Below are 26,316 nucleotides of genomic sequence, written 5' to 3' on the forward strand. Positions count from 1 at the left end.
TATGTTACTGGCAGGTGCGATTTTTGTCCTGACCCTTGTTTTGGTTATCTGGCAGCCGAAAGGATTAGGGATCGGCTGGAGTGCGACCCTGGGCGCGGTACTGGCGTTGATTTCTGGCGTTGTCCATTTTGGTGATATCCCTGTTGTGTGGAATATTGTCTGGAACGCGACAGCAACGTTTATTGCCGTGATCATTATCAGCCTGTTGCTCGACGAATCCGGCTTTTTCGAATGGGCGGCGCTGCACGTTTCACGTTGGGGTAATGGTCGTGGTCGTTTACTGTTTACCTGGATTGTCGTGCTTGGGGCCGCGGTGGCGGCACTGTTTGCCAACGATGGCGCGGCACTTATTCTGACACCAATCGTCATCGCCATGCTGCTGGCATTAGGTTTCAGTAAAGGGACTACGCTGGCATTTGTCATGGCAGCCGGGTTTATTGCCGATACGGCCAGCCTGCCGCTAATCGTATCGAACCTGGTGAATATCGTCTCGGCGGACTTCTTTGGTCTGGGATTCACCGAATATGCGTCGGTGATGGTTCCGGTTGATATTGCAGCCATTGTTGCCACGCTGGTGATGCTGCATCTGTTCTTTCGCAAAGATATTCCGCCGACTTACGATTTAGCCCTTCTGAAAGCACCGGCGAAAGCGATTAACGATCTGGCGACCTTCAGAACCGGCTGGATAGTGTTGATCCTTCTTCTGGTTGGTTTTTTCGTCCTCGAGCCGCTCGGGATTCCCGTTAGCGCAATTGCTGCAGTTGGGGCGGTAATACTGTTTACCGTGGCGAAACGAGGCCATGCTATTAACACCGGCAAAGTGCTGCGTGGCGCCCCCTGGCAGATCGTCATCTTTTCATTGGGGATGTACCTGGTGGTTTACGGTCTGCGCAACGCCGGGCTAACCGAATACCTTTCAGGTGTGCTGAACGTACTGGCGGATAAAGGACTCTGGGCCGCGACGCTGGGCACTGGGCTCCTGACGGCAATCCTCTCTTCCATCATGAACAACATGCCGACCGTACTGGTTGGCGCGCTGTCTATAGATGGCAGCACCGCAACCGGCGTTATCAAAGAAGCGATGATTTATGCCAACGTGATTGGCTGCGATCTGGGGCCGAAAATTACACCGATTGGTAGCCTGGCAACGCTGCTCTGGCTGCATGTCCTTTCACAGAAGAATATGATCATCACCTGGGGATACTATTTCCGTACCGGGATTGTCATGACTCTGCCTGTGCTGTTCGTAACGCTGGCCGCGCTGGCGCTACGTCTCTCTTTCACTTTGTAATGAGATACTGATATGAGCAACATCACCATTTATCACAACCCGGCCTGCGGCACGTCGCGTAATACGCTGGAGATGATCCGCAACAGCGGTAATGAGCCGACCGTGATTCTTTACCTTGAAAACCCACCTTCACGCGATGAGCTGGTCAAACTCATTGCGAATATGGGCATTTCCGTCCGGGCACTGCTGCGTAAGAACGTCGAGCCGTATGAGGAACTGGGTCTTGCCGAAGATAAATTTACTGACGACCAGCTCATCGACTTTATGTTGCAACATCCGATCCTGATTAACCGTCCGATTGTAGTGACGCCACTGGGAACTAAACTGTGTCGTCCTTCCGAGGTGGTTCTGGATATTCTTCCTGATGCGCAGAAAAGGGCTTTTACTAAGGAAGATGGCGAGAAAGTCGTTGATGATGCAGGTAAACGAGTGCAATAGTAATAAGATAATAAATGCTCTGATTTTTATTTTCATAAATCAGAGCAAAATTTATCGTGTGAGAAGAATTATATCATGGTGATATTCAGATGATTTAAATAGTGTGGATGGCGTTCATTTTGTTTTCCAGCGTTCTATATCTTAATAGTAGTGGTTTTTATTTTTAGCGACATCTTGCGTAAACGTCTGTTGTGAGTTTTATTCGTCGTTAGCACTTTTTCCATCAACCTTTCGGCAACCATAACGATTGTTAAAATTAAAGTAACATCACGCAAATTTTTAATGTTTTTATTTCTCATGGACGAAGATTTCAACACCATGGTATAATATGGTAGGAAAACATACAGGTTAATAACCTGTCAGTAATGTAAATAAATTTTCGAGGGGACTATTCCAGTGGGACGTAAATGGGCCAACATTGTTGCAAAAAAAACCGCTAAAGACGGTGCAACGTCTAACGTGTATGCAAAATTCGGTGTAGAAATCTATGCTGCTGCTAAACAAGGCGAACCAGATCCAGAATCAAACTCAGCCTTAAAATTCGTTATTGAACGTGCGAAGCAAGCTCAGGTTCCAAAGCACGTTATTGATAAAGCCATTGATAAAGCGAAAGGCGGCAGCGATGAAACGTTCGTACAAGGGCGTTATGAAGGCTTTGGGCCCAATGGCTCCATGATTATTGCTGAAACGTTGACTTCCAATGTTAACCGTACGATTGCTAATGTCCGCAACATCTTCAATAAAAAAGGCGGGAATATCGGCGCGGCAGGTTCTGTCAGCTATATGTTCGATAACACTGGCGTGATTGTATTTAAAGGGACAGACCCTGACCGTATTTTTGAAATTTTGCTTGATGCTGAAGTTGAAGTGCGCGATGTAACCGAAGAAGAAGGAAACATCGTAATTTATACTGAGTCTACAGATCTTCATAAAGCAATTGCAGCGCTAAAAGCAGCCGGCATTACCGAATTCTCTACAACAGAATTAGAAATGATTGCTCAATCAGAAATTGAACTTTCACCAGAAGATTTAGAAACCTTTGCAGGACTTGTTGATGCCCTTGAAGATGACGATGATGTCCAAAAGGTATATCACAACGTTGCAAATCTCTGATTACAAATTCGTTAAAAATAGCATGGCCAGTCAGATATGCTGACTGAAAAAATAGATCAAGATTATTTACGCTGATAATTGCCCGTCACGAATTTGACGGGCAGTTTTGGCAGGCAGCAATATGCATGTCTCATGCAATAATACAGTTGCCTTACGTTAGCGAGTCGAACAAGAATACCGGTGTTATTGTGCGGACACTATTTCTATCCGACGAGGGACCATACTGATTGGTCTTGCTAAGGCACTGATTATGATCGGATAGCATCATTGATACCAATACGCACACATTCCTTCCTCACTTCTCCTGTTATTCAACGCATGTCACCTGAATTCGTCTCCTTTTCACCGACACATTGCATTGACAGCACAATCTGTAACGTTACACTAAACCGTTGTAGTTCATAATTCCTAAGAAAATGGCGATGCCGGGTATGAGTGTCTTCCGCCATTCATTGATTGCCGCAAAGGAGATGTATGGCGAATATTCGTGATGTCGCAAAGCATGCTGGCGTTTCTGTCAGTACGGTATCCAATGTGCTCAACGGTCGTACCGATCAAATGCGGGCTGAAACACTGGCGCGTATCCAGCAGAGCATGCAGACGTTGAATTACTTTCCAAACCGGGTGGCGCAACAGCTCAAGACCGGACAGGCCAAAATGATCGGTCTGCTGGTGCCGTCCATTGTGAATCCCAGCTTTGCCGCCCTGGCCCGTGAAGTCGATCTGGCCGCCAAAAAGCGCCAACTGCGGGTGCTGATTGGAAATACCTACCGACAGATTGAAGAAGAAGAAGCCTTTCTGGACGACATGTTTTCCCACGGTGTCCGCGGAATTATCGTTGCCGCCTGCGATATTGAAAAAGCGCATTTTGCGCGAGCAGCAGAGCAGGGCATGGTGATGGTGAATTATGATGGTCGCATGCCTGCGCGCGCTCAGTCGGATCATTTTGCGCTGGACAGCGTCTCCATGGACAACATTGACGCCGGACGAATGGCAGCAGAACATCTGATCGCACAGGGGTGCCGTCGTCTTGCGTTCGCCACGGTGGAAGGGATGACGCCCAGCCGCGCCCACAAAATCGACGGTTTTCTCCGCGCGGTGCATGACCACGGTTTTTATCGGGAAGGCATGATCATCGAAGGTCAGGCTGTGGCGGCTTATGGCGACACGGAAATGACAGAACTTGGACGGGCACTGGCGCTAAAAATCAGCCAGCAGCCGGAATTCCCGGATGGTATCGTGGCGATCAACGACGCGCTGGGCATTGGGCTGATGGCCGGTCTGCATCAGGCAGGGATTCAGGTGCCGCAACAAATCTCTATTGTGGGCATCGACAATATCCCGCTCTCCGGACTGGTTTTCCCTGGCCTGACCTCCATCATGCCGCCGCTTCGGGAGATGGCGGAGGTGATGGTTGAGCGGTTGATTGAGCGGACCGAAAATCCGGCTGTACCGCCAGAGGAGTTTCTGTTCCCTCCGACGTTGGTTTCCCGACAATCGGTACGGTAGCGGCGTGGCGCGAGAAGAACGATATGTTCTTCTCGTTCTGTCATACCAGCGTTGGGGCAACGGTCAGCAGGATATTGGCGAAGCGACGGGTTTCGCCAGACGCGATGACCAGAATCGTGTCAGACGATTTGGCCAGTGAATAAAACGCGTTGCGTTCAACATGTTCAAACTCGATGGCTTCAGAAAGCATACCGCGGTATTCGCGCTCAACGGTATTATCAAAATCCGCTGGGCTTGCCATTAACGTGGCTTTTTCCACATTAATATAACTGAGGATTTTTTCCAGAATAACGACGCTACCGATCATCCCCGGTGTGAAATTAAGCCAGATAATTCGTGCCTGCGCAGAAGTATTGGTTAAAAAAGAGTAATTGGCATCGGTGATTAAAATATTCGCTTTGTGTCCGCACTGTGCCAGCGCCTGTAATAAATCAGGATGAATAATATCTGACTTGATCATATGTCATACCTTTTCAACGCTGGCGGGCACCATCGCCCGCCACATTTTTATGCCCGGTAAATACCGCCGTTAATGTCGATGGTGGCGCCGGAAACGAATCCATCATATTCAGAGGCGAGGAAACAGATAACCCGTGCCACATCTTCCGGCGTGCCCGCTCTTCCCAGAGGGATGGCCTGGATTGTCTGGTCGGCAGAGGCCTGTGTGGTGTGTTGATTATGAAAACGTGTGCCGAGAATCAGTCCTGGCGCAACGGCATTGACGCGAATACCGTATTCACCGAGTTCGGCGGCAAGCGAGCGAGTCCAGGTAAGAACCGCCCCTTTGGTGGTGGAGTAGACCAGAGAACCCGCGTGGCCGCCAGAGCGTCCGGCCAGAGAGGCCAGGTTGACGATACTGGCGCCGTCCGGCGCGGCTTTCAGCCACGGTAATGCCTGCTGCGTGACATTCAGCATCGTCGTCATATTGACGTCGATTACCGTGCGCCAGAAATGGGGCTCAATCTCACCCAGCCATTTGCGGGCAATAATGCCGCCGACGTTATTAACCAGAATATCGATACCGCCAAGGAATTCAGCCGCCTGCGCCACACAGTGCGCTGCCTCTTCTTCATTGGTTAAATCGGCGAAACCACAGGCTGCCCGACAGCCCTGTTGTTCGGCAAGAGCCATTAATTCCCTTGGGCCTTCTTCACCACTGAAATAATGAATATAAATATCGCATCCTGCCTCAATCAGCTTTTTCGCGCTCTCTTTACCAATGCCTTGTTCTGCACCCGTAATAAACGCTTTTTTACCCGTTAATAATCCCATTTCATACTCCCGTTATTCATATTTAAACGGCATCAGGTCACGCTGTGCCATCGTTTTGCCGTTTTTTGTGCGTGGATATCCCTGCCACCTGAGCGTGGCAAATACAGGACTTTATTATCAGTAGCCGGCCAGTCCGGGCAGCCAGGTGGTTAATGGTGGCGCCATGGCGACAATAATGATGCCGACAAACACTACCGCCAGATATTTCGCCATTGGTTTAATGACGTGCTTCATTTCCACACCACAGATGGCGCAGGTGGTATACAGACCCAGGCCGATTGGCGGTGAGAACAGACCAAAGCCCATCGCCATGATCATCACAATGCCAAAGTGCAGCGGATTAAAGCCAAGCTGAATGGCAATTGGCACCAGAATCGGGGCGAAAATAATCAGCGCAGGCGCGCCTTCAAGCACCGCACCAAAGATGATCAGAATGACAATGGTTAATATCAGGAACAGCCATGCCCCTTGTTCCATGCCAATTCCAACCAGCAGTTCAGCAATCTGTTGTGGGATCATCTGAATGGTCAGAGCATAAGAGAGGCTGGTCGCACAGGCCACAATGAACAGCAGGACGCCGGACATTGCCGCGATATCAACGAACATTTTCACCGTGGCTTTCAGCGTCAGCTCACCAAACGCCAGGCGGCCCACCACAATGGCGTAAATAACGGCGAAAGCGGAAATCTCCGTGGAGGTGGCGATCCCCATCATAACCCCTCGACCAATCATGAAAATCATGACCAGACCGACAGCGGCACCGAGGTAGAGTTGAGTCCGGGGGCGTAATACCGGGTAGGCTTCGCTGACGTTAATTTTGCCGCCGAAACGGTTGGCGGCGACCATGAGCAGCACCAGCAGGCAGGCCGCAGGTATCAGGCCGGCGATAAATAGCGCTCCGATGGAAATATTGGCGACAAAGCCCATCACGATCAGGTTTACGCAGGGAGGAATGGTCTCCGCCATCACCGCGGAGGCGGCAAATACCCCGGCCGCTTCTTCGCTGTCTTGCTTTGCGCGGCGTACCGCAGGCATTAACACCCCGCCAACGGCCGCCACATCCGCCAGTTTGGAACCGGAAATGCCAGAGAAAAAGGCCATCGACAGCACGGTGGTCATGTTCAGACCGCCGCGAAAACGTCCCATACCGCGCACAATCAGTTCGACCAGACGCGTGGACATGCCGTTGATTTCCATCGCCGCACCGGCGAGCAAGAAGAACGGAATCGCCAACAGGACAAAGTGGTCAACGCCCGCCGCCACCTGTTGTGAGAAAAAGACAAACGGCAGGGAAGGGTCGCAAATAAAAAAGACCATTGCGGACATGCCGAGCGTGAAGGCGATTGGCACACCGGCCAGAATGCCGAGTACAAAGCAAATCAGCATCAGGCCCGCCGCCGCGCTGGCCGGATCGGCCATCAGCGACAGTTTCAGATAACCCAGCGCCGCCAGGACGATGATCCCAACGCCGCTCAACAATACCACTTTTGCGCGTTCATGCAGCGCATGTTCCAGCGCGGCCACCATCATCACCACGGAGCCGATTAACACCGGAATCACGTAGATGGTCTGCGGCAGTCCCGTTTCGGTGGTTTGCAGTCGTGCAGCCTGCACCAGATCATAACTGGAAACGACCAGCCCAACGGAGACCAGAAACAGGATCCAGCGGCTGGCGTGGACAACATAAGGGCGGACGCTTTCAGGCAGGAAGCGTAAGAACAGATCGACACCAATGTGTCCGCCTCTGCCGGTCGAGGTTGCGACGCCAAAAAAGACCAGCGCAATCATCAGCGCACGCGCCACTTCTTCCGCCCAGTGGATCGGTGAATGCAGGGCGTAGCGCCAGATCACCGAAGCGAATACCACCAGCACGTTGATGAACAGCACCAGCGCGCCGGCCCAGGACGTTAACGTGGTCAGAAATCGACTCAGCCGCCCCAACAGCGTCAACAAAGACTTTTCATCCTTTGTTTTCATCGGGATATCAGCCATGATGAACTCCTTTCATGGTTTGTATGGCAACATCGTCGACCCGCTAAACGCCGCAGGTCGACGATGCACGGCTTATGGTTTGTCGCTCGGCGCCGCGGCGCTGATCTCGTCCACCATAGGTTTTAGATCCGGGTATTTATCCAGAAATGCTTTCCAGACCGGCTGTACGGCCTGCGCGAAGAACGCGCGATCGGTTTCCCGGAATGTGACGCCTTTGGCTTCCAGGTTTTTAATCGCTTCCAGCTCTTTCTGGCTGGCCTGCTGGCGTTCGTATTCCGTGGCTTCTTTCGCTGCGGCCAGCACATCGGCACGTAAAGACTCCGGGATCTGCTCGAAGCTCTTCTTGTTCATCGCAATCATCAGCGGGTTATAGCTATGGCGGGTCAGTGTGCCATTTTTGATGATTTCATAATATTTGCTGGCGTAGATGGTGGGGGCATCATGTTCAACGCCATCGATCACGCCCATTTGCAGGCTGGAATAGACTTCTCCGCCCGGCATTGGGATGGCAACCGCGCCCATGTGATTCAGCGTGGCGATAAAGTTAGGCACCGGCAGCACGCGGATTTTCAGATTCTTTAAATCCTCCGGTTTTTCAATCGCCTTCTTGGTGTAAACGTTGCGCGCGCCGAGGTTATAGCCATAACCCAGCACCATTACGTTTGCTTTATCCATCATCAGTTTAGACAGTTGCTCGCCGGCTTTGCCGTCCAGCGCTTTCCCGACCTGGTCATAGTCTTTAAACAGATAACCCAGATCCAGCACGCCCACTTCTGGAACCAGCGTGGCCCAAATTGAGGTACCTGAAATCATCATGTTTATGGCACCGATACGAACCTGCTGTGTGGCATCGGCTTCTTTTCCCAGCATGGCGTTGGCGAAATAATTAAGCTTAATCTGTCCTTTTAATTTCTCGTTTTTATTCAGGTTTTCCTGGAATCGGTTGAACCAGATGTAGTGTGCAGAGGAGTCATCTCCTGGCAGAGACGAGTAAACACGAAAATTAATTGCTGCCTGGGCTGAAGCGCTCAGCACACTGCCTGCAATCAGGGCGCTACTGAGGCAAGCGAGTGCCAGAAAACGTCTGGCTGAACGAAACGGTGTTGTTTTCATCATGATTATCCTTTCTCACAGTGTAGAGGTCGTGATAACGCCATCTGGCAAGGCGGACGCAGCCAGCTGGTTTAACGAAAAAGTCGCTGATTCTGTTTTCTGTAACGTTTTAGTGTAACGTTACAGACGCTATCCGACTCATTATGCAAATGCAATATGCATCCCTTCATCAACGTGAGTGATATGCGAATTTTGTGGCGGCCATCGCTAATTTATCGGTGTGTGTTACAAAACCGAAACGGAGTGTTCGCTGTTTAGTCACTGTTTAGCGAGGCAAGGAACAGAAACGATATTTCTTCAGTCGTCGCAGGCGCAGACAGCTATCTGCGAAAACTGATTTGCGCGTGCCTTGCGATAACTTTTACGCATAGCCGCTTAGAAAATGGCATTTTTTACATAAGCATCAAGGTGATAGTGTCATTTGAAATTGTAGAGAAAGCGCGGTACAGGTGATGAAACATACCATTGGGATACTGGGCGGCATGGGGCCCGCAGCAACGGCAGACATGCTGGAAAAATTTGTTGAACTGCGCAGCGCCAGTTGCGATCAGCAGCATATCCCGCTCATTGTTAGCTCAATTCCGGACATTCCCGATCGTACTGCCTGCCTGCTCTCTGGCGGTCCTTCCCCCTTGCTCTACCTTGAGCGTTATCTGCATATGCTGGAAGATGCGGGGGCCGAGTGTATCGTCATCCCCTGTAACACCGCGCACTACTGGTTTGAAGATTTACGGGCAGTGGCAAAAGCGGAAATGATCAGCATTCTCGATGCCACGCTGGGTGAGATCCCTCCCGGTGTAACCCGCATCGGCCTGTTGGCAACGAACGCCACGCTGGCAACGGGGTTATATCAGAAGAAAATGATGGCGCAGGGACTCTCGCTGATTCAGCCGGAAGAGGCCGGTCAGGAGCAGGTTATGCAGGCAATTTACGCATTGAAAGGCGGTGATAAGGCCGCTGCGCAAAGTTTGTTGTTTCCCCAAATTGAGCGACTGATTTCCCACGGAGCGCAGGTCATCATTATGGGCTGCACCGAGATCCCGTTAATTGTGGCAGGGCATGAGAACACATTCGGGCGCCAGTTTATTGATTCAACCGCATCCCTGGTACACGCCGCTATTCGCTGGTATGAGTCCTGGCCAGATACGCAGATAGAAGAGCCTGTGCAACAGGTTGCCTGCGTTTGAATTGCGATCAGGGGACGGTACGCAGGTGGCGCAACTCCTTCCAGAACCGCTCCGCCAGGGGCGTCATCCGTGTATCCATTCGGTAGGCATACGCCTGGATAGGAATAATCAGCTCGTCCTGGTCCAGCACAATGAGCTGTTTATTACGAATCTCCTGACGAATCGCATACTCCGGGAGCCAGGCGATTCCACACCCGTCCAGCGCAACCTGTTTAAGCAACTCACTCATCGAAGAGACAAAAAACGTGCTGAAACTTAGCTCGGCATGGCGGGTCAACGTCCGGTTGATAAGCCGTCCCATGTAGGAGTTTTGGCTATAGTTGAGCAGCGGGAAAGCGGGGCGGTCGAGTGTGTATCGCGGTTTGCCGTTTTCATCGCTTGCGCAGACGGGGAACAGTTGCGACTCGAACAAATGAATATTAGCAAACGGAGGCTGAAGTAGGTTTTCATCATAATAAGAGAAGATGAAGTCACTTTGCCCTTCCCGCAACATATCGACAGCCTGATCGACGTCGATCGCTTCAACCGACCAGGTAAACTGGGTTGGCATCTGGCTGACAATACCGGGTAATAATCCAAGTGAGAGGGAGTGCGCAGCGGCAATCTTGATTTTACGCAGCGTGAAATCGCTGCCGCCACGCAGTTCAGCCAGGTTGCTTTCCAGTTGTTGTAGCAGATGACGTATCTGAGAGTGAAAGATTTTTCCCTGCTCGGAAAGTTGCAGCGGCGAGACCTGACGATTGAACAATTCAACGCCAACCGCGTTTTCCAGCGCGCGAATACGACGGCTGAAGGCGGGTTGCGAGACATTACGAATAATCGCAGCCTGAGAAAAATTTCGGCACTTTTCCAGGGTCAGAAAATCATACAGCCATTTCGTTTCAATGTTATACAAACCTGCACCACTCACATCCATTGATCATCACCTGTCAGCCGTCTGTTTGCGCCATTTTACGGGCATTCACACGGCTGACAACCGATTACGCTTCTTACTCGAAGGTGCCCTTCACGCAGGCTTTACCGTCAGCCACCATTTGTTTGCCGTGGGCATAAACCTGCTCAATACACAATTCCGGCGTCATCACCAGCAGGTCGGCATCCTTACCGGGGGCGATTTCGCCTTTAGTGGAAAGGTTAAGGAAGGCAGCCACACTGGCCGTCAGCGGACGCAGTGCGTCGGTCAGGGTAAATCCGTAATCGTTGACGAGCGATTGCACGGTTTCAAGCAAACTCTCGAAGCCCGCCACGCCAATTCCGGTCAGTTTTCCGGCATCATCAAACAACGGCTGGCTACCATTACCATCAGAACTGACCGTTATCCGGGCAAGCGGTACACCGGCTTTCACTGCACGCGCTACCCCCTCAGCCGGTGCAACCGGATCGGGAATACCGCTAGTGATATCAATGGTTCCGCCTTTGAGAGCGAAGGCCAGCGCTTCTTCAAACAGTGCTTCATTGCGGTTAACGTGGGTTGGAAGCAGCTTACTCATCGGCACATCGCTGTTTTCAAGAATGTCATACAGCGGCTTGAGCCCCTTTTTGCTGTCACCCATATGGAACACGCTAACCCCAGGTTTGCCGCCCAGCAGTCCACCCACGCGGGATTCCGCTGCCATGTTTGCCAGTTGATAATCACCTGGGGCGGCAGAGCGGTGGTCAGAGACGGCGCATTTTACGCCGATGACGCGATCGATCAGCGCCACATCTTTTTCTACGGAACCGGTGATCGTCGGTGAAGGGACATGGTAAGCGCCGGTTAACATCCAGGCGGTGATCCCTTCTTCATTTAGCGCCCGGGTTTTTGCCAGCAGGGATTCCGGATGGCGGGTGACGGAGTCGGTGCCGAGCAAGCCAATGACGGTCGTGACCCCGGCTTCGGTCAGTCTGCTCAGTCTGACTTCTGGCGTTCGGGTCGTGGGGCCCGCTTCGCCGCCGCCGCCAATCAGGTGAACATGCTGATCGATAAAGCCAGGACACAGAATCCGCCCTTTGAGATTGATAACCTTACAATCCGGCACAATGTGAGGCGAGATATCGTGTGCAACGGCAATAATCTTGCCGTTGGCGAGAAACACGTCGCAAATCCCCTGGTCTTCAGGAGTGTAAAGGTGCGCACCCTGCAGCAACGTAAATTCTGCAAAGGATAAATCAGGCATGGTAATTCCCTTTTAAACAATGAGTTGCATAACCCAGATCGACAGTAATGCGTTGATGGCGCATACCGCAATGATGTGGGGATAATATTTGGCGTTCACTTCGGCGGTACCGAGGCAGCGGCCTACGTTCTGCACAGGGTTACCCATCAGGTATATCGCCGGGAGCAGAACCGTTACGTCGTGACCATTTAACGCCCCCGCCGCGAGCAGACTGGCGGAAACGCCTACCGCGCCGCCCATGCTCATTAGCGACGCTAACAGCACGGTGGCCGCTTCACCGGGAAGTCCCCACAGTGCCATGATCGGTTGGCAAATGTGTCCAACCCAGTCGAGTAAACCGGTAATTTTCAGCGCCTGAATAATGACGAACGCCATGACCACGTTTGGCAGCAGGTTAGTAGTGGCAATCGTAAAGCCGCGGCGGGCGCCGTCGATAAACATGTCCATGACATTTTTGCGAACCTGAGTGGTCATGCTTGTGCTCCTTGCGGTGGGTTACGGCGTTCTTCAAAATTGATCCAGATACGTAGCAGATTCGCGCCGACAAATTTAAACACCAGAATGACGGCCAGCGGGACGATAACAGACGTTCCCAGAAACGCGAAGACGGCGACGCCAGAGGAAAAATAGTTGGTGATAATCGCGCTGCCGCTGGTCTGGTATGCTGCAAAAATGACTTTATCGCGCTCAGTGATTTCGCCATCCTGCGCCAGTTCTTTCGTCATACCCGCAGCCGCATCGGTATTTTGTAAATTCGCGATAAGCGCCAGCGAGCAGATGCCCGGAATACCCAACAGCGGTTTCAGGATCGGCGTCATCAGCTGTTGAGCCGCTCGCAATCCGCCAAGACCGTCGGTGATAGAAATAATCCCCAGTGACAAAATGACTGACGGCGCGAGTTCCAGCGCGAAAAGGAAACCATCTTTTGCGCCAGTACCGCCGGCGCCCCGGAAGGTTACGGTCGTTTGTCCAGCCCCATTCGCGATCTGACCAAATGAACCGTTCAGCACGGTAAAATCAAAAACACGCCACCAACCTTCCGTTCCGGAAAATACGCCGGAAAAGAAAATGATGGTCAGAAAAAATGCCAGATACCCTTTAAGTCCGACTTTTTCTGTTGTAAGCGGCAGCGCCGCCTGTTCCCCTTGTTGCGCCATAGCGAACCCCGTTATTTTTTTGATGATGTGTGTTTATCGCGACAGGCCAAAAGTGGCCCGAACGCAATGACCTTATCAGTCATGTGGATAAGGGGAAAATGCAAGAATGTTTCGCACTATGCGTTTCTTGCATAATGCGGTAGGCAGAACCGGAATAACACCACCAGCCAGTTTCCGCCAGGTTTTACCATTGCCAGATAATTCCTCCGCCATTGGTGTAACGTAAGTCGATACAACGGCATTGTTTCAGACATTCAGAACATTGCTTCACACGGTGCGATAGCCACAGTCATCACGATCGCGTATGAGTGAGTATCCGATACCTTATTTTTAAATATATTCTGTTGGGAGGGGGGAAATTGGCGAGAACAGTGAGCTGTTCCTCACGACAAAGGTTAATGCAGGAGATAACCTGCCGTATTGTTTACACTATTCTCAATAACATAGCGGACTTAACGCCTTATGTTTTTCGGGGGAATTATGAGTGAAATACGTTCTCGCACGGCAATTATAGTGGACGATCATCCTCTGGCGCGTATGGCTATTCGCGGTGTGCTGGAGAAAGATCACGTTACTGTTCTCGGGGAGTATGAAGACGGTGCGGTTGCGCTGAACAGTCTGGTAAAAACGACAGCGGATATTGTGGTTATTGACGTTGAGATCCCCGGTGTCAATGGTGTTGAGCTGGTGGAGAAGCTCAGAGCGAAGCACTATCCCGGTGTGCTGGTTGTTGTCTCCGCGAAAAACGATCGTTACTACAGCAAGCGCTGCGCGCAGGCGGGGGCGAACGCGTTTATCAGTAAAAAGCAGAACATGGATAACATCCTGGCAGCCATTAACGCAGCGCAGAATGGGTATACCTACTTTCCCTTTTTCCCTGAAGAAGCCTCCGAAATCCTGACCGACTCGCAGCGTCTGGAGTCCCTTTCAACACAAGAGATGAAAGTCATGGGACATGTGCTGAGCGGTCTGGACAATTCGCAAATTGGCGAGATCATGCATATTAGTGGTAAAACCGTCAGTACTTATAAAACGCGACTAATGGAAAAACTTGGCTGTAAATCATTAATCGAACTGCTCTCATTTGCTCACCAAAATAAGCTGACATGATGATGAATAAATGGCTGATGGTGGTGTTTATTGCTTTATCAATGGGGTGGCACGCGGTTTACGCACAGCAAAAAACGCCCGTTGAACTGGAGCTATCAGGGTTCAATTATATCTCGCCGGTACCGGTTTATCTGAGTGAGGATGACAAACGTTGGCTGCAACAGAAAAAAAGACTCAAAGTTGCCGTTTATGGTCCCGGTCTGCCACCGCTTGTTCTGACAACGCTTACTGGACGTTATCGGGGGATGAATGCTGATTATCTGGCATTAATCCAACATTCCCTTAATACACGAATAAGTGTGATGGCGTATCCGGATCAGGCTGATGCAGTTGAGGCGCTAAAAAAGGGTGAGGTCGATACGGTATTGACCGGGCTGGAAGGGCAATCCTGGAGTGACGAAAGTGTTCAGCGTTCTCTGCCCCTGATTCATTCCTGGCCCAATTTAGTGACTTCCCTTGGCAATGTGATGGCGCCATTGCAGAGTGCGCAACGTACGAATGTGGCAATTGTTAACCACTATCCGGATGCTGATTTTATCCGTCAGTCCTTTCCTGATGCCGAGATCGATAACTATAGCAGCTATCAGGAGGCGCTGAATTCCGTCAATAATGGAAACAATACCTGGTTTTTCGGTGATTCACTCACGACCAGTACCTGGCTTTCCCAGGAGTTCAGCCTTGCGCTGACTACGGTAAAGTATTGGCCAGCTCCGCAGAGAAAAAGCCACTTTCTATTTTTACCCGCACAGCAACGTTTGCGGGACATTGTCAATAATACCCTTAGTGCAATTGATGAAAATGTTCATGGTCAAATTGCCCAGTCGATGATTGATAAAAGCAATCTCTCCTTCCTGATAGAACCTCTGAACCTTACGCCACGCGAAAAGCAGTGGTTGAATAACCACAAAACACTACGCGTGATTATTAATCCCTGGTTTGCACCTTACACGATGGTTGATGGCAGCCAGCAGACGCGAGGTATTGTTGGCGACATCCTTAATTTAATTAGCCTGGAAACAGGTATTCAGTTTGAGACCGTTGTCGTCAAATCGAATAAAGAGATGATCGCTGAAATGAAGAAAGGTAACTGGCATATTGTGCAGGCTGCCACCTATGATCTCAGCCGAGAAAATTATCTCTCTTTTACTCACCCCTTTATCACCACACAATTCGTTGCCGTTATCAGAAAAGAGGAAAGTAAAGAAAATGTGTTGCGACCCGGTAATCATATCGCAATCAGCGCCGATCATACTTTACTGGCTACGTTGAAGGCGCAATATTCCGGCATTGTGTGGGAAGAGGTGGAAAATTCCAGCGTGGCATTGAATCTGGTCGCCACAGGAAAAGTGGACGCGGCCATTTCAAACCAGTTGACCGCGCGTTATCTGAGTGAACATTACTATCCCGATCAGCTTTCCTGGATACCGCTTACCGGAGAAGAGCCTGCGGCAATTAGTTTCGCGGTGCCCCGTTCTGAACCAGAGTTACGGCAAATTCTGGATAAAGCGTTAGATGATATTCCACAAAAAGAAGTTCTGCAGATCGTCAGCAAATGGATCCGTCTGCCGGATGTCAAAATAGATACCTGGGAGTTATATAACAGGCCTTTTTATCTGGTGGCTACGTTAGCGTCGTTACTGATACTCAGCACCTTGTTATGGGCAGTCTATCTGGTGCGGGAAGTTCGTGTCAGAAAACGTTCTCAACACTTACTCAAAGAAGAGCGGAACAGGGCTCTCAGGGCCAATGAGGAGAAACGTGAATTTCTTTCTCATATGAGTCATGAGATACGTACACCGGTAAGTGCCATTATGGGATTCCTTGAACTCCTGCAACTCTCTCCGGCAAAGTTTAGTCCGGAAGATAAAGCGTCAGTGGACCAGGCGGCTCAGGCCTCACGTTCGTTATTAAAACTCATTGGTGAGATCCTCGATCTGGAGAAGATTGAATCCGGGTTGTTAGAGATTGTCCCTCAGTGGAAATATCCTGATGAACTGATCCAGGACAAAATGACGCTATTTAGCGCGCTGGCGGCGCAAAAAGGGATCGCGCTGCGTTTCGATTCTCGTTTAGACGCGCGTGAGGCAATGCGGCTGGATCCGCAATTACTGGGGCAAGTTCTCACCAATATTATCGGTAACGCGGTGAAATTTACCGAACGCGGTGATGTGCGAATTTCCGCAGTGAAACATGAGCAAACGCTGGTGATTTCAGTGACTGATTCTGGCCCTGGGATGAGTGAAGAAGAACAACGACGTTTATTCACCGCCTTTAGCCAGGGAAAAGCGGGAGAGCATCATCGCGGTTCGGGACTTGGATTAGCAATCAGTCGGGCGTTAATGAAGCAAATGGGAGGAACAATCGAACTGCAAAGTGAGATCAATCGGGGAACGACCGTGACGTTGGGCCTGCCAATCCAGACGTCATTTGACATCACACCCACCGTTACGGACGTTGCTTCGCCTCTGCCAGCATTTCAAGGAACACTCCGGGTATTAATTGCAGATGACCTTCCTTTCAGCCGGTTACTCCTGAAACGTCAGCTTGCAACGCTGGGGATCATGGCGGATGAAGCCGCCAATGGAGAGGTCGCATTACAGTATCTTCAGCAAAGAGATTATGACGTGTTGATTACCGATCTCAATATGCCGGTTATGGATGGTATTGAGCTTACCCGGCAGGTAAGAAAATGTAATACGAGACTTGTCATCTGGGGGCTCACGGCAACGGCGCAGGAGCATGAGCGCGAACGTTGCCTGTCGGCGGGCATGAATGCCTGTCTTTTTAAACCCATTACGTTGGCGCAGCTTTCTCATTTGCTCGCCGGTGTGAGTGAGACTCACGACACCGTATTTGATCTCGAAAGACTGGCGATGCTGGCGCAAGGCAATCGGGAATTGATGCTCCGCGCATTAAAAGATGCGCAGGTAGAAAATCACTGCGATTTAACAGAGGCTTATAAAGCCAGTGAGTCTGGTGATTATCGTCTGGTTAAACATCATGTTCATCGTATTAACGGTACTGCTCAGCTCTTGGGGGTTGAGACCTTAATGAAAGCTGCGCAGTCATTGGAGGATAAACTCCCGGATGCTATTACTGTCACAGAACTGCCTGGTGAGCTTGAGCATATCCAGGCACTGTTGGAGGAACTGGATCTGGCAATCGAGAAATTCACACCTTAATTTCCCTTCCTACATATGTAGGCGGCGCCTGACAGAATAATAAGGCACCGCTGATGTTGCTCCTGTGTTAACCAGGTAAAATAAGCCCTGTTCCAACAGAATAAAATTCGTTAATTAAACCTGGTATATTTCCTAAGAAAAATCCATATTTTTGTTTATTACAAGTTTCAGCTATCAAATATACCTGAATCATTAAACCAAACCTATCCATGTCAGTAGTGTTTGATGCTATTTTTATTTTCATTAGTGGCTTTTTATTCTGATAAAAATAGTTAACTGTGGATCGTTGTTCTTTTGAAGGTAAAAAGATAGTAGAAACGATCGTTTTTATGTTTGCTTCCGAAAACCACGACTTTTGTGATGTCATGCGGAATTATTTTCTGTAAATTTTACACCGAAACATGAGGTGACTTACTGACGTTAAAAAAGCAAACAGGAAGTGTCGAAAAGGGAAGTTTTATGAAGTTGTCAGACTCCGTTTTTTCTGATGATTATTTTTTTATTGTCGGCATAAGTGCGTTGTTAACGCCGGAGTTGATTGATGAAAATTACTATATAGTCGACGTCGATGAGTCCAGTATTCAACGGCTCACAGAATATTTGTCTCCAGGCAGGAAAATCATTGCATTTATCACCAATGATCTTGATTACTATGCCTTGAACCACTTGAGCAATATTGCTTTTATTGATAAGAAACGACGGATAAATGAAATTCTTTCATACCTCTTTGTCAATGACTCGCGATATGCTTATCGAGTGAAATACACACTTTCCTTAAGGGAAAATGAAGTTCTTGCTTGTATGCAAAAAGGAATGGATGCGAAGGAGATTGGTAAGTTATTAGGTATGTCGATGAAGACATTTTACGCCCATCGCCGCAGTTTAATATTTAAACTTCAACTCGGTAATCGTGTGTCTCTGTATAGAAATATCGCACGGATAAGAATGTGCAAAGATTTTACTTATGAATCTGACCTTCCATAAATTATTGCGTTAATGTCGGGAGTGGCAATAAGCAGAGGAGGTGAGTACGGAATAATTTTTTTAAACATCAACGCTTTTAATTAAATATTACCTTAACTATCTGGATTTAACTTTATGAAAAAAATTGCACTGATTTCTGCGATGTTATCGCTTTCTGCTCTGCAAGCAGCTAATGCAGCCGATGGCGTAATCAATTTTACCGGAACGATTACGGGAACGGCGTGTGTGGTTGATCCTTCTGCGATTGCACAACCTGTTGATCTGGGAACCGTCTCAACGGCGGCATTTTCAGGCGGGAATGGCGCAACAGCGGCAGCCAAGCGTTTTAACATTGTGCTGAAATCCTGTCCGGCGAGTGTAACCAGCGCCAGTATTCGGTTTGACGGTACCACTAACACGGCGAATCCTTCGATTCTGGCGTTGACCACGGGGCAAACGGCGACGAATGTCGGCGTTGCTATTTATGAACAGGACAGCGCCACATTGATCCCGGTTGGCTCTTCTTCGGCTAGCGTGACGTTGTTGGAAGACGTCAACAATACGTTGACCTATTTCGCGAAATATATGGCAACAGGTGCTGTCGGAGCGGGGACGGCAAATGCGTCAACCTCCTTCACCGTGACTTATCAGTAAAAGCAGGGCCACTCGTGGCCCTGAGTAATCAATCAGGAACTCACATGTTTCAGCAATTATTTAAAACGGTTGCTGTGGGGATGATTTTTATCTCAACAGCGGCAATCAGTGGTATTGAAATAGGCGGTACGCGTCTGGTTTATAATGGTAACGCTAGTCAGGCTGCAATCAGTGTTAAAAACCCGGACAATAAACCCTATTTAATTCAGTCATGGGTGAGTAAAAGTGAAAATAGTGATGATAGTGGCAGCGAATTTACCACTACGCCACCCTTGTTTAAATTAAATCCAAATGCTCAGAATTCTGTTCGCGTCATGTTGGCAGAAAACAACTTACCCTCGGACAGGGAAAGCGTTTACTGGTTGAATATAAAAGCGATCCCTTCATCCTCTCCGGATGCGAAAAATGAATTGTTGATCGCGGTGAAAAGTAAAATGAAGCTCTTTTATCGTCCTGCTGGATTAAAAGGCGATCCGTCATTGGCATATCAGCAGTTAATTTTTTCACGCGAGGGTGGAAAATTAACTGTAAATAATCCAACGCCTTATAGCGTGTCGCTTAATGAAATAAAGGTGAACGGTAAGACGATAACTAAGCCTCCAATGGTATTACCATTTCAAACAGTAACGCTACCTCTGTCAGGGATAACGGGTGGAGACGTATCGTGGCGTGCGATTAATGATTTTGGAGGCGTCACGACTGAACAAAAAGTTAAAATTTAGGTTAAATACTTATGCTCCAGCTCAATGCGGTTTCAGGTTTTGCAACGTTAACGAAATTATCAGTCCTTATCTATCTTTTTACACATACGTCAACCGTGTTGGCTGAAGATTATTTTTCACCAGATTTTATTGAAACTCGAGGGAATATTCCACGTGATATTGATATCTCCCGTTTCAGTAGAACTGACGGACAGGTTCCTGGTGTCTATCACGTTGATGTTTATCTGAACGGAAATTATATCGAGTCTCGTGATGTTAGCTTTCTGGGTAAAGAGAGTGAATTGGCTCCATCGTTAACCTACGCCGATTTCGTGAAATGGGGTGTGAAGCGTAACGCACAGCCTGACTGGATGAGTAAGGAGGATTCCGCAACCATCGACAATATTGGTGCATTACTCCCCGGGAGCCAACTCAATTTTCAGTTTGATGAGATGCGTCTGGATATTTCGGTGCCACAAGAATATATGCAGCGCGATCCACGCGGCTCTGTTTCACCTGAACTGTGGGATGACGGACTGAATATGCTGTTCCTGAATTATAACTTCTCTGCGGCCAACAGTCATGGCCAAGGGGAGTCGCGTAATGACAGCTATCTGAACCTGCGTAGTGGGATTAACGTCGGTCCCTGGCGGTTGCGTAATTACTCGACATATAACAATAACGAAGGGGACGGGCACTGGAACACCCTTAGTACTTCACTGGAGCGTGATATTAAAGTACTGAAAAGTCAGTTCAGTGTTGGTGACGGATATACGCAGTCCGGCGTGTTTGACAGCATCCATTTCCGCGGCGCACAAATTTATTCGGATGACACCATGCTGCCGGAAAGCGTGCGGGGATTTGCGCCCGTGGTTCGTGGTATAGCGCAAAGTAATGCACAAGTCACCATTCGTCAGGGAGGGAATATTATCTGGCAGTCTTATGTTCCGCCAGGCCCGTTTGTGATTGACGATCTCTATCCTACTGCCGCCAGCGGCGATCTTACCGTGGTTGTGCGTGAAGCAGATGGTTCGGTGCATCAGTTTATTCAGCCATTTTCGGCGGTGCCGATCATGCGGCGTGAAGGCCAGTTCACCTATGCGCTGGCTGCGGGGAAGTATCGTGCATCAAGTAGCACAGATAAGGAACCAGAATTTCTACAGGCCACGATGAGTTACGGATTGCCGTGGGATACAACGGTTTACGGCGGAGCGTTGGCATCAGGAGATTACCAGGCTGGAGCAATAGGTATCGGCAAAGGATTGGGGGATTTCGGTTCGTTCTCTTTTGACACCACCTTTGCTCATACGCAGATGCCAGGCAAAACGGAGGGCGGCATCTCGCTTCGTGCGCAGTACGCCAAAGATTTTTCATCTACGGGCACCTCGCTGAGTCTGATGGGATATCGGTATTCCTCTTCCGGCTTTCATGATTTTCAGGAAGCGAATGGCGATGTGAATAAATATCGGATTGCGAGCGATAGTGTTCTGGAAGGCAATGACTGGCGTTATCAGCGTAACAAACGCAGTAAGGCACAGGTGACGTTGAACCAGCAACTCGGTGATTTCGGGAATATCAACCTTTCTGCCTGGCATCAGGACTATTGGGGCGGTGATAGCGAACGTAACATCAGCCTCGGTTACAACACCAGTATTAACAATATTAATTATGGCCTGAACTATAGCTATTCCCGTGGTCCCTGGCACAACGACAATGATCATATCGTCTCTTTTACGATGCAGATTCCGTTCTCACGTTTCTTGCCAAATAGCTGGATGACGCTTTCGGCAAACGCGAATAAAAAAGGCGATGCCACTTCACAGGTAGGGCTGTCAGGTTCCGCGCTGGAAGACAGAAATCTGAGCTGGAACGTACAGCAGGGATACAACAGTCAGGGTTCAGATGTGACGGGCAGCGCGTCGGCGAATTATAAGGGCCGTCATGGTGAATATCAGCTTGGCTATAACTACTCTCGCGATAACCGTCAGGTGTCAGTTGGCGCGATGGGCGGACTGGTCGTTCATCCGTATGGCGTCTCCGCGACTCAACCTCTTGGCGAGACGATGGCGTTGGTGAAGGTCGAGAATGCGGCAGAAGTGAAAGTGGCGAATAACAGTGGCATTTACACAGACAGTAAAGGTTTTGCCGTCGTACCGTACGTTGCGCCGTATCGGCAGAACAGTCTGACGTTAAATACCGACACGTTGAATAACAATACTGATGTGTTGAACGACACGCAGACCGTCGTACCTACAAAAGGTGCGCTGGCGCTGGCTAATTTCCCGACCGTTACCGGCTATCGAATCATGCTGCAATTGACGGGCAAAACGATTCCGTTTGGCGCGACAGCAAAAATTAACAACCGAGACAATACACCAGAAGGGATTGTTGACGATCGTCAGCGAGTCTGGTTTAGCGGCGCACCGGAAAAAGGCTCTGTAATGGTGAACTGGGCTGGCGAAAGTTGTCTGGCAAGTTATCAGATTGCGCAGGCTTCTGACAAAACGCATAACGTCACCGCTGAGTGCAGGTAAGTGGAGAATAAGATGAATCGAATTATTGTAAGTTTACTTTTGGTGGCTCTGGGACTTTTTTCACGTACCGTGCTGGCGTGGGATTGTTCGACAGTCACGCCTTCAACAACATTATCGCCACAGAATATCACTATCTCCAGGGATCTGCCGGTGGGTGCCGTTATTGGTACGCAGATAATGACCCCGACAGTGAATGCGTTCAGTTGTTATGACTCACAGGAAGGGGTCATTTCCAATCAAACGTTTGGCGTAAAGGCGACAGGTACCTTCGATTCGATGGTTAATGGGGTACGAGTTTATAAAACCAACATTAACGGTATTGGCTATGCTATTTCCGGTACAACGACAAAGTGTGCCGGAGGGAATGCTACTGTCACTGGGTCGAATACTATTCGAGGGGATATTAACACCGCTCAGCTGTGTCAAAATACCACGGGAATGATAAGCCCCGGATTAAATGGGTCAGTCACGGTGACGTTTTATAAAACGGCTACAGAGACGGGGTCTGGTACGATATCGGCAAGAACGGTGGGGGCGTTAGTATTGCTGAATAACTCGCTGCTCTGGCAATCCCCAGAGGCCGCAGTCAGTATCAATGCGTTTACGGTGACCACGCCGGCCTGCAAACTCACCACAGCATCCATCCCTGTCGATATGAAAGAGGTCGATAAAAACGCCTTTAATGGCAAAGGCACAACGCCGGGAGAGACATATACCCAGTCATTCAGTCTGCCGATGACCTGCAATGCCGGAACGGCGGTCAGCGTCAGGATGGAAGGCGATATTTATGATGCAACGAAAGGCGTTATCAATACGACCAGCGGGAATAACGCCGCCACAGGGGTCGGGATCCAACTGCTTTATAACAACCAGCCAATGAGGTTGGGCTCCGATGTGGCGGTTGGGACATCGAGCACAGGGGGCGGATTCACCGTACCGCTTAAGGCGCGTTACTACCAGACAGGAGAACGCATCACCACGGGGGCGGCGAATGGCGTACTGTCTTTTACAATGACATACCAGTAACTGAGAATGACAACCGTGAGGGTGAACAGCAGAACAGGTTAACGTCAACCTGTTCTGTATCCGCCATTACAAAATCAGCTGTGCCAGTAAGAAGCCAAACGGTACCGAGAAGATAATCGACAAACATCCCGGCAGGAAGAAGGGATGATTAACGATCTTTGAGCCATTCCAGCGCGAACTGAGAAACGATCCCGTGTCATCAGTAGCTATCGCAAACGCAGTTGTTGGGTAAATATTTGTGATATAGAGTGCGCTGACCGCGACAAAACTGGCTAATATTGCCTCTGGGCTAATTCCGATGGAGGCGGCGATAGGCATCAGTAATGCGCTGGTTGCTCCCTGGCTAAACAGCATGGCGCTGGTACAGAAAAATACCGCCGCCAGTAAAAACGGGTACTCGCGGAGCATGTCACTGGCTTCCACTTTTATCTCATCGATATGCGCGCCAATGAGTGTGCTGCTCAGCCAGACAATCCCTAATACTACCACCAGCGATTCGGCACCCGATTTAAATATCGGTGAATTTTTCAGTTCTTTCATGTCCAGCTTACAGGTAAAAATAATCGTCGTAGAGACGATAAACATCGTAATAATAATTAAGTCGCGAGAGTTAATGGTGTGTCCAATAAGTGATTTAAACAACAGCATACAAACCACAAAAACCACCCCAAACAGGAAAACCAACACGGAAGATTTTGCGCCGGTCGGAATTTCGCGATGGATTTGTTTATTCAGCACAATTTTATTCTCCTGCATGATTTTTTGACACACAGGATCGTCGGCCAGTTTAACGCCTTGTCTGCTGGCAATGAAGGCCGCAATCAGCATGGCAAATAATGCGGTGGGCAAGATAATCAGCATGGCATCGCCGAAGCTCACACCCATTACCTCAACGGTGCCGTACATAATTGCCGTGGCTGCAGAGATTGGGGAGGCGGTAATCCCCAGTTGCGAAGCAACGACTGCAGAGCTCAACGGCTGGCTGGGGCGGATACCGTTGTCTTTCGCCACTTCCTGAATCACGTTCATCACCGACATGGCGGTATAACCGGTACCGGAAAGTACTGTCAGAATAAAGGTTACAGTAGGGGCGAGAAGATTAAGGTAGCCAGGATTGTTACGTAATAATTTTTCTGTCAGGGTGACTAAATAATCCATTCCCCCCGCCTGTTGCATGGCCGAGAGCGCTACAATGGTGGACAAAATAATGAGCATCACGTCGACAGGTGGAGAACCCGCCGGAACGCCCAGAATAAATACCGAAATCGCTAATCCGATCCCGCCGGCGAACCCGACGCCAATTCCGCCCCAGCGGGCGGCAAGCATGATGGTTCCCAGCAATAAAACGACATGTAATATCACCATATAATTAACCTGCTCTTTGTAATATTTTATTTATCGGCAACGAGAGGGCGAGGTAATGAATAGTGAATATTCATTACCTGCCGTTAACGCTTATTTTTTGAAAACAGATGACTACGACATATTCATTTCTGTTTGATAGCGTTTAATCGCTGCCGTACTTTTTTGCGGGTCGGTCATGTTCATTGGATCAAGCAGATAATCCGCCTGCTCCGGCGTCAGCAGTTTTTCTGCCAGCACGACCTGCCTTACGCTGCACTGCTGTTGATACGCGGCTTTCGCAATTCGCGATCCCACCTGATAACCAAACAGGGTTGCCACGACGGTGGCCAGGGCCGTACTTTCCTCTGCGTAGCGGGCACTCACTTCTTCATTGATCGCAATATCTTTCAGGCATTTATCAATAAACAGCGGTATCCCCCGGCTCAGTAACGAACAGGATTCGAAGAGCGCCTTCAGCAGCACGGGTTCCCACACGTTCAGGTCAAGCTCGCCGCCTTCAACCGCCATGGTTACCGTGACGTCATTACCGATAACCTGATACGCAATTTGATTCATCAGTTCGGGCATCACCGGGTTAATTTTTCCTGGCATAATGGACGATCCCGGTTGCACGGCAGGGACAATAATTTCATTGAATCCAGCGCGCGGCCCTGACCCCTGAAGACGAAAATCGGTCGCCATTTTAGAGAGAAAGGCGGCGATTTTCTTGAGCTGCGCGGAGAATTCAATATAGAAGTCACCGTGTTGCAGACCATCGAAGAAATCCGCTTCCGGGCGATACTGCTCGCCAGTGAGGGTCTCCAGCCATTGATACACTGCCGGTAAGTAGCCCTCATGGGTGGATAACCCTGTGCCAATCGCCGTCGCCCCGAGTGGCAGGCACAACGCCTCCTCGTTGACCTCGGTCAGTTTCTCTTTAAGCCTGCTGACCTGTGTGCGATAGGCGCCAAACTGCTGGCCAAACGTCATGGGGACAGCATCCTGTAAGCAGGTGCGGCCCAATTTCACTTTATCGGCAAACAGACGGCTTTTATCCGCTAATACAGCTTCCAGTTTTTCCAGTTGCACCAGCAAATGCTTGATATTCATGCGGCTGGTCATTTTCATCGCCGCAGGAATAACGTCGTTGGTCGACTGTCCCATATTGACGTGCGTATTCGGGTGAATCGCATCATATCCCCGGGCGCCGGTGAGAAGTTCATTGGCTCGGTTAGCGATCACTTCATTCATGTTCATGTTGGTCGAGGTGCCGCCGCCGCCCTGAAAAATATCAATCGGGAAATGGGCAGCAAAATCACCGTTCATCACCTCTTGCGATGCTGTCACGATGACGGCGGCTTTCTGCGGATCCAGGGCGCCAATTTGCGCGTTTGCCTGCGCTGCCGCCTGTTTTATGGCGGCGATCGACCACAGGAAATGCGGAATATCCCCGGCCGTTTTCCCTGAAACTGTAAAATTCAGTACCGCCCGTTGCGTCTGAATACCGTAGTAGGCCTCCTCTGGCACCATTAACGTTCCTAATAGATCCTTTTCTTCACGCATCGTTATGTCTC

At 49.6% G+C, this 26,316-nt stretch carries 23 protein-coding genes; 12 read left to right on the forward strand and 11 right to left on the reverse strand.

The annotated features are described in order from the left end of the window. Nucleotide 1: 1 nt before the first annotated feature. From arsB to KE671_RS03025, 4 genes are all read left to right on the forward strand, one after another. A complete protein-coding gene (gene arsB, locus KE671_RS03010) occupies nucleotides 2-1,291 on the forward strand; it encodes an arsenic transporter (protein ID WP_206161644.1) in 1,290 nt (429 codons plus the stop codon). A 12-nt stretch (nucleotides 1,292-1,303) separates the two neighbouring features. Further along, a complete protein-coding gene (gene arsC, locus KE671_RS03015) occupies nucleotides 1,304-1,729 on the forward strand; it encodes a glutaredoxin-dependent arsenate reductase (RefSeq protein WP_206161645.1) in 426 nt (141 codons plus the stop codon). A gap of 396 nt (nucleotides 1,730-2,125) precedes the next feature. After that, nucleotides 2,126-2,842 carry a YebC/PmpR family DNA-binding transcriptional regulator gene (locus KE671_RS03020; protein WP_206161646.1) on the forward strand — a complete coding sequence of 239 codons (717 nt, stop codon included), beginning with the start codon at nucleotides 2,126-2,128 and terminating at the stop codon, nucleotides 2,840-2,842. A gap of 474 nt (nucleotides 2,843-3,316) precedes the next feature. Next, nucleotides 3,317-4,351: a LacI family DNA-binding transcriptional regulator gene (locus KE671_RS03025; protein WP_206161647.1), complete on the forward strand. Its 1,035-nt coding sequence runs from the start codon at nucleotides 3,317-3,319 to the stop codon at nucleotides 4,349-4,351. 40 nt (nucleotides 4,352-4,391) lie between these two features. Here KE671_RS03025 and KE671_RS03030 read toward each other — a convergent pair whose 3' ends face one another. The 4 genes from KE671_RS03030 to KE671_RS03045 all read right to left on the reverse strand — a co-directional run bounded on the left by KE671_RS03030 (nucleotide 4,392) and on the right by KE671_RS03045 (nucleotide 8,731). Continuing rightward, a complete protein-coding gene (locus KE671_RS03030) occupies nucleotides 4,392-4,811 on the reverse strand; it encodes an RbsD/FucU family protein (RefSeq protein WP_206161648.1) in 420 nt (139 codons plus the stop codon). Nucleotides 4,812-4,858: 47 nt separating this feature from the next. After that, nucleotides 4,859-5,623, reverse strand: a complete 765-nt coding sequence (locus KE671_RS03035) for an SDR family NAD(P)-dependent oxidoreductase (RefSeq protein ID WP_206161649.1) — start codon at nucleotides 5,621-5,623, stop codon at nucleotides 4,859-4,861. A gap of 117 nt (nucleotides 5,624-5,740) precedes the next feature. Further along, the gene (locus KE671_RS03040) at nucleotides 5,741-7,615 is read right to left on the reverse strand and encodes a TRAP transporter large permease subunit (protein WP_206161650.1); all 1,875 of its coding nucleotides are present in this window, start codon (nucleotides 7,613-7,615) and stop codon (nucleotides 5,741-5,743) included. Nucleotides 7,616-7,687: 72 nt separating this feature from the next. Further along, complete coding sequence (locus KE671_RS03045; protein ID WP_052522439.1) at nucleotides 7,688-8,731, reverse strand: TRAP transporter substrate-binding protein; 1,044 nt, start codon at nucleotides 8,729-8,731, stop codon at nucleotides 7,688-7,690. Nucleotides 8,732-9,180: 449 nt separating this feature from the next. Here KE671_RS03045 and KE671_RS03050 point away from each other — a divergent pair, with 449 nt between their 5' ends. Next, a complete protein-coding gene (locus KE671_RS03050) occupies nucleotides 9,181-9,915 on the forward strand; it encodes an aspartate/glutamate racemase family protein (RefSeq protein WP_206161651.1) in 735 nt (244 codons plus the stop codon). Between the two features lie 7 nt (nucleotides 9,916-9,922). Here KE671_RS03050 and hypT read toward each other — a convergent pair whose 3' ends face one another. From hypT to KE671_RS03070, 4 genes are all read right to left on the reverse strand, one after another. Continuing rightward, nucleotides 9,923-10,831 (reverse strand): hypochlorite stress DNA-binding transcriptional regulator HypT, encoded by a 909-nt coding sequence (hypT, locus tag KE671_RS03055; RefSeq protein ID WP_206161652.1) that lies wholly within the window; start codon nucleotides 10,829-10,831, stop codon nucleotides 9,923-9,925. A 73-nt stretch (nucleotides 10,832-10,904) separates the two neighbouring features. After that, nucleotides 10,905-12,071: a beta-aspartyl-peptidase gene (iadA, locus tag KE671_RS03060; protein ID WP_206161653.1), complete on the reverse strand. Its 1,167-nt coding sequence runs from the start codon at nucleotides 12,069-12,071 to the stop codon at nucleotides 10,905-10,907. A 12-nt stretch (nucleotides 12,072-12,083) separates the two neighbouring features. Continuing rightward, nucleotides 12,084-12,545 carry a YjiG family protein gene (locus KE671_RS03065; protein WP_042322243.1) on the reverse strand — a complete coding sequence of 154 codons (462 nt, stop codon included), beginning with the start codon at nucleotides 12,543-12,545 and terminating at the stop codon, nucleotides 12,084-12,086. Then, nucleotides 12,542-13,228 (reverse strand): nucleoside recognition domain-containing protein, encoded by a 687-nt coding sequence (locus KE671_RS03070; RefSeq protein WP_206161654.1) that lies wholly within the window; start codon nucleotides 13,226-13,228, stop codon nucleotides 12,542-12,544. Before KE671_RS03070 ends, KE671_RS03065 begins: the two co-directional genes overlap by 4 nt. Before the next feature lie 480 nt (nucleotides 13,229-13,708). Here KE671_RS03070 and evgA point away from each other — a divergent pair, with 480 nt between their 5' ends. Both evgA and KE671_RS03080 read left to right on the forward strand, forming a co-directional pair. After that, nucleotides 13,709-14,338 carry an acid-sensing system DNA-binding response regulator EvgA gene (gene evgA / locus KE671_RS03075; RefSeq protein ID WP_206161655.1) on the forward strand — a complete coding sequence of 210 codons (630 nt, stop codon included), beginning with the start codon at nucleotides 13,709-13,711 and terminating at the stop codon, nucleotides 14,336-14,338. Continuing rightward, nucleotides 14,335-17,520 carry an ATP-binding protein gene (locus KE671_RS03080; protein WP_241029724.1) on the forward strand — a complete coding sequence of 1,062 codons (3,186 nt, stop codon included), beginning with the start codon at nucleotides 14,335-14,337 and terminating at the stop codon, nucleotides 17,518-17,520. Before evgA ends, KE671_RS03080 begins: the two co-directional genes overlap by 4 nt. A 67-nt stretch (nucleotides 17,521-17,587) precedes the next feature. Here KE671_RS03080 and KE671_RS03085 read toward each other — a convergent pair whose 3' ends face one another. After that, nucleotides 17,588-17,887 (reverse strand): hypothetical protein, encoded by a 300-nt coding sequence (locus KE671_RS03085; RefSeq protein WP_206161656.1) that lies wholly within the window; start codon nucleotides 17,885-17,887, stop codon nucleotides 17,588-17,590. Nucleotides 17,888-17,979: 92 nt separating this feature from the next. On the opposite strand from KE671_RS03085, the gene KE671_RS03090 reads away from it, so the two are divergent. The 5 genes from KE671_RS03090 to KE671_RS03110 all read left to right on the forward strand — a co-directional run bounded on the left by KE671_RS03090 (nucleotide 17,980) and on the right by KE671_RS03110 (nucleotide 23,398). Then, nucleotides 17,980-18,504 carry a helix-turn-helix transcriptional regulator gene (locus KE671_RS03090; protein WP_206161657.1) on the forward strand — a complete coding sequence of 175 codons (525 nt, stop codon included), beginning with the start codon at nucleotides 17,980-17,982 and terminating at the stop codon, nucleotides 18,502-18,504. 114 nt (nucleotides 18,505-18,618) lie between these two features. Beyond that, nucleotides 18,619-19,137, forward strand: a complete 519-nt coding sequence (locus KE671_RS03095) for a fimbrial protein (protein ID WP_206161658.1) — start codon at nucleotides 18,619-18,621, stop codon at nucleotides 19,135-19,137. Between the two features lie 44 nt (nucleotides 19,138-19,181). Beyond that, entirely contained in the window at nucleotides 19,182-19,859 is a 678-nt protein-coding gene (locus KE671_RS03100; RefSeq protein ID WP_206161659.1) for a fimbrial biogenesis chaperone, read from the forward strand. 11 nt (nucleotides 19,860-19,870) lie between these two features. Beyond that, complete coding sequence (locus KE671_RS03105; protein WP_206161660.1) at nucleotides 19,871-22,372, forward strand: fimbria/pilus outer membrane usher protein; 2,502 nt, start codon at nucleotides 19,871-19,873, stop codon at nucleotides 22,370-22,372. Nucleotides 22,373-22,384: 12 nt separating this feature from the next. Then, nucleotides 22,385-23,398: a fimbrial protein gene (locus KE671_RS03110; RefSeq protein ID WP_206161661.1), complete on the forward strand. Its 1,014-nt coding sequence runs from the start codon at nucleotides 22,385-22,387 to the stop codon at nucleotides 23,396-23,398. A 66-nt stretch (nucleotides 23,399-23,464) separates the two neighbouring features. Here the strand turns inward: KE671_RS03110 and KE671_RS03115 are convergent, their stop codons facing one another. Beyond that, nucleotides 23,465-24,763, reverse strand: a complete 1,299-nt coding sequence (locus tag KE671_RS03115) for an anaerobic C4-dicarboxylate transporter (protein WP_206161662.1) — start codon at nucleotides 24,761-24,763, stop codon at nucleotides 23,465-23,467. A gap of 111 nt (nucleotides 24,764-24,874) precedes the next feature. Next, nucleotides 24,875-26,305: an aspartate ammonia-lyase gene (locus KE671_RS03120; protein WP_206161663.1), complete on the reverse strand. Its 1,431-nt coding sequence runs from the start codon at nucleotides 26,303-26,305 to the stop codon at nucleotides 24,875-24,877. Nucleotides 26,306-26,316: the final 11 nt, after the last annotated feature.

This window comes from Citrobacter amalonaticus, assembly GCF_018252635.1.
GTDB lineage: Bacteria > Pseudomonadota > Gammaproteobacteria > Enterobacterales > Enterobacteriaceae > Citrobacter_A > Citrobacter_A amalonaticus_E.